Source organism: Bacillus sp. MBGLi79, from assembly GCF_002953915.1.
The window spans coordinates 2,381,954-2,386,798 of the sequence record NZ_CP026521.1 but is presented as its reverse complement, the minus strand read 5'-3'; the positions used below and the strand labels follow the sequence as shown (position 1 = coordinate 2,386,798).

The window sequence follows — 4,845 nt, the reverse complement described above, 5'->3', positions numbered from 1 at the left end:
TTTCCATTCTGTTCAACATCTGCGTGACGAAAGGGGAGGTGACATGCAGAGCGCGGCTGATTTCGGATGCCATTTTGCCTTCACCGCTTGCTTCATTTAAAAACATCAGCGCTTTTGCCTCAGTCTTTTTCCATTCAACTGCAGGAAAAGACTGCTTCATTTCCGCATACCGCAGCCGGTTGAAAGCTTCGATCAACTGCACAACGGTCTTGCGGCTGACTTTATCTTGTTTCATAAAAAGCACCTGCTTCTCCATTTTAATTAATTAAGTAAATAAACTAAAACACGGTATTATCATACATAGAACAACAAAAGATTGTCAAAGAAGAAACTTATAAAAAAGAAAAAACCCGATCATTGATGACATGAACGGGTCATTGTACGAGCTTCATAAAAAAATCTTTCATTTCAAGGTGGCGAAGATGTTCCGGAACTTTTTCCGAACCGACGATGATCATCGGAGCCAAGCTATCCGTTTTATAAAGTGAGCCATGGCCGCCTCCGCCAAAATGGAGGGGAGACTTTTCGCCGGCAAATTGGAACCCGGGTTTCGCGTCGGCGATCACAAACTGTCCGCGATGCGAATGCATGGCGCTGTATAGGCGGGCAAGAGCATCCGGGTAATCGCCGTATTGGATCGAGACGCCATCTGCTTTAATGTCCAATAAAGAAAAATCTCCGCTGATCGTCCATGACTGCCCGTAAGGATCTTGATAGCCGCCTTTTGGACGAAACCGAAGCGGTTTTAAAGAACGCTTCGAATCAACATATATCCAGCCGCTTTTTTTCCACGCTGTGAAAGCGATTCGTTCGTCTTTTTTCAATTCATTGACGGCACCTTGCAGCGGCATGTTTCGATCCGTGACATAAATGTATGCCATTCTGTCGTTTACTGCAAAAAGAAGCTGGGCGTTTCGATCGGGGGCTTCGTTTATTTTAGCGATCCGGTATCCTTTAAAAAGCGAATGAAGCCGGATGGCGGCCTTGTCTTTATCGCGTCCGATCGCTGTCTGCCCGCCATCACCCATGACGACCCATACCGCTTTTTCGGCCGCATCGCGCCAAGAATCATATGCATTCAATATACGCTGCAGCTGCTGGTCCATTTTTTCGAGGCCTTTCATATCCATCGGGCCTTTTTTGTGTGCATCATGGTCAAAATCGGGCAAGTAGGCGACAGTCAGCGCAGGAAGCTTCCTCTTTTTAATTAAATAGGCCACTTCCTGTGCTGTGAACTTGTCGTTAACGCCATAACTTTGCCAAATATGGTGGTGGGGGTTATCGGGATCGAGCTGGGCAAAGCGGCCGAACGAAAAAAGAGCCGGCCCGTTTACCATCATATGTTCAGGCATCAATTTAAGCTTTTTGAGCGGGGGCGGGATATTTAATTCGTGGCGGTCAGGCCCTCTGTATATGAGCCCGTTGATGGATGCCGACTGTTTTCCTCGCACTTGCAAATCATCATGGACCGTTGTCACCTTCCGGCTTAAATGGCGGTGATTAAGAGAAAATATCCCGTCTTCGATCGTTTGTTTGATGCCGAGTGTGGCGATTTCTTTTTTATCGCTCCCGTAATTCACGATTCTCTGTTCATCCTGATCATACCAGACGAGCCCGGGAACGCGGTGGATATTCGGATAAGTTCCGGTGAGCAGGGTGCTGTCAATCGAGACCGACATGGTCGGATACGCGTTTACCACTTCAGGTTCATAATGACCGTTTTCAAGAAAGAATTTTAATGCCGGGGCGCGGCCTGCTTGAATAGCTTTTTTCAACGGCTGATCCATCAAAGAGTCGATGATCAGGACAATGACCGGTTTTTTGGAGGATGTGACGGCCTCAGCTTCTTCATCCGGGAGTCCCAATTTTTCATTCCCGGCATTCAGCCATATAATAAATGAAATTAGCGCACATATAAAAATGGCAAGAACAATGCTTAGCTTTTTCAAAATGGCCTCATTCCTTTAATCCCATCATATGCATATTCTGGCATGAGACGCCGGAAGTTATAGCTGGTAATACGTTCTAAATGATTCACTGCAGCTCTGGGGAATCCTATTCAATTAGAAAGGAGGGTCAATGATGAATAAGCATAAATGGTTAGCCGCATTTGCTATCATCGCGATTTTAGCCGTAATTGGCTATATCACGGTCAGACATCTTGAACCGGAATATGTATATATGCCTCCTAAAGAAAAAGTCATCTCAAAAGAAAAACGAGTGCACGGATACGATCTATGGGGAGCATTTACACCGGACAAGCCCGCCCCCGCAGAGGAGGGAGCTGTAAAGGTTGATGACCGCCTTCTCGACTTGGGACGGGAGACATTTTACAAGGAAACTTTCGGCAACGAAGTGTTTTTGACAGATATCATCGGACTCCTTGACGGTCCCATTACAGCAGCCAACATGACGAAAGCCATTGCCGGATTGAAAGGGAAAGGGACGACGAACTTGCGCATCGAATTAGCTGAAACGGTTAAGGTCGGCGGGAAAATCTTTAAAAAAGGCGAGAAGATCGACACCGGCATTGATGTTCCAAAAGGGGCATACGCACCGCTCGGCATGCCTTTCAAATACGCTGACGGAAAAATCAAAGCCGGCATCAGCTGTGCGGCCTGCCACGCCGCAGTCGATCCGAAAACGATGAAGGTGATGGAAGGCGTGACAAACTCTGATTTAAATACAGGGCTGATGCTGGCGCTGGCGACAAATTCAGCGGCTTATTTTACACATGCCGAAATTGATAATATTCAACAATTTATGAATGATAAAAGCCCTGTGATCACTGCCAGAAACGGCAAAAAAGAACGCCTTCCCGATCCGGACCGCCTCGAAGATGCGGTCGATCGCATTTTCCTGAAGTGGCCGAGAGGTTTTTTCGACTCGACGATCGATATGAAAAGCAATCCCACGCAGATTCCGGATGCCTATACATTGGGCGACCATCCGTACAGCTGGAGCGGTTCGGCAATGGCCGGTCCTTTTAAAGGCTTGACTGTGTTCAGCAATAATGTTCATGCGCAAAATTCGGACAGCCTCTCGCAAGCCCCGGCAAGCCGGGCGCTTTTCGGCATGAGCGAAGATGTTTATATCGGGACGATCCTGCAAAGGGCTCCCGTCTCAACATACAGGTATCAGCCGAAAAAAAAGGAAAGTCCGACTGCGTTTTTCAAAAAAGCCGATCCCACTCCCGGAGTACCGGGCGTCAACCAAATGGTCAAGCCGCCAAACTATCCTAACATCACATTGGCGGCGCCCGACGGCGTACTTGTGAGCTCACCCGGACGAAAAGTGAATGAAGAAAACAACGCTGTATCCGCCTGGCAAAATACACTTAGACCTCCTGATCCGCGGCAAAAAACCGACAGCCAAACCGTCAGGCGCGGCAGGCGTGTTTTTGAACAAGCGGGCTGCATATCCTGTCATGCCGGCCGGTATTTGACGAACAACAAGGTCATCTCGGTTGAAAAAATCGGAACCGAGCCGACAAGGGCCCGGTCTTTTAAGAAAACGGAAAACATATTCGGGAAAAGCCTTATTCATTCGCCTGACACACCGGTGCCTCTGCCGCGCAAACCGAAGATCCTGAAAGTCCCGACAGCCGGGTTTGACCCCGAACAGATCAAGCTTTCCTGGGCGCAGGGAGATTCCAAAGGCGGGTACAAAGTGCCGAGTCTGATCGGCGTTTACTGGCGCGCTCCTTATTTGCACGACGGAGGGGTTGCAGTGGGAAGCTCATTAAAAGAGACAGGCTTACCAAAGACGGTCATAAACGGTAAGCAGGCGGATCCTTATAACAGTTTGCTGGCGATGATCGACAGAGATTTAAGACAGCAGGTCGTCAAAAGCAATTCGGAATCGCCCGACTTAAAAGCGGTCAGGGTAACCGGCAAAGGGCATGAATTCTGGATCGACGCCAAAAGCGGCTTTTCCGAACAAGAGCAAAAAGCGTTGATTCATTATTTAATCCATGCCGATATGCCGAAAAAGTAAGGAATAAAATGAAACGATAAGCCGCCTGAATGGCGGCTTTTTTTAAAACTTCATCACGGGAGCGGCGATATGATCGCCTTTTCGGTCCTTTGTGACGGCGCGATCCGGCTGACGGAATATGTCATTCACTTCAGCGGTTTTGACGAGTCAAAGGCCGGTTCCAGGCTGCAGCCAGTGCAGGCGAGCCCGTTTCCAGACAGAAAAAACTGGCGTCAGTATGAAAAATCAGCATAAAAAAAGGGGATAAACATACATATATAAGATGTGCTTTTTACAATAGAAGAGATGCGCAGAGAATAAATGGACTGAAAATTCAGACATTAATCATTGTTTAAGATAAAATGAAAACAGCCAAGCTTTTGCGCCCGGCTGAATTCGTTGTCATACTGGCTATTGGTATTGCTGAAGGCGAGAAAAAAACTTCTTTACGAACTGATAAAAGACTTTTGCAGAAGGGGAAAGCTCCCTGTTTTTAGGGGTGATGATTCCGACTGTGCGCTTTACTTGAGGATAATCAATCGGGATCTTCTTTGTAAAACGGGGAGCCGTTTCATTAAAGGCGCTTTCCGGCAAAAGCGTCACACCCATATCAGCAGAAACCAGCCCTTTGATCGCATCCAAATCTTCGCCCTCTGAGGAAATTTTAGGCGTATATCCTACTTGCTTGCATGCATCAACAGCCATTTTTCGAAGGATGTATCCGTCTGGAAACAGCACATACTGATCATTTCTGAGATCGCCGAGATGAAGGCTTTGCTGGCCTGATAGGGGATGATTGATCGGCACGAGTGCCAAAAGGCTTTACGAAAACAAAATGTCCCCTTTAATCTCAGCGATATTTGACGGAAC

Annotated in this window: 3 protein-coding genes and 2 pseudogenes; 2 read left to right on the top strand and 3 right to left on the bottom strand. The window is 47.5% G+C overall.

The window, feature by feature from the left end; genetic code table 11:
• A pseudogene (locus C1T29_RS11750) lies at nt 1-235 on the bottom strand (MarR family transcriptional regulator); the annotation flags it as partial.
• 139 nt (nt 236-374) lie between these two features.
• Nucleotides 375-1,949, bottom strand: coding sequence for an alkaline phosphatase family protein (locus tag C1T29_RS11745; protein ID WP_208945703.1), 1,575 nt, complete (start codon nt 1,947-1,949; stop codon nt 375-377).
• A gap of 130 nt (nt 1,950-2,079) precedes the next feature.
• Here C1T29_RS11745 and C1T29_RS11740 point away from each other — a divergent pair, with 130 nt between their 5' ends.
• Nucleotides 2,080-3,996 carry a di-heme oxidoredictase family protein gene (locus C1T29_RS11740; protein ID WP_103750501.1) on the top strand — a complete coding sequence of 639 codons (1,917 nt, stop codon included), beginning with the start codon at nt 2,080-2,082 and terminating at the stop codon, nt 3,994-3,996.
• 69 nt (nt 3,997-4,065) lie between these two features.
• On the top strand, nt 4,066-4,230 hold the full coding sequence (locus C1T29_RS11735; protein WP_023855739.1) for a hypothetical protein: 165 nt from the start codon (nt 4,066-4,068) through the stop codon (nt 4,228-4,230).
• A 156-nt stretch (nt 4,231-4,386) separates the two neighbouring features.
• Here C1T29_RS11735 and C1T29_RS24825 read toward each other — a convergent pair.
• Nucleotides 4,387-4,845 (bottom strand): annotated as a pseudogene (locus C1T29_RS24825) (LysR substrate-binding domain-containing protein); the annotation flags it as partial.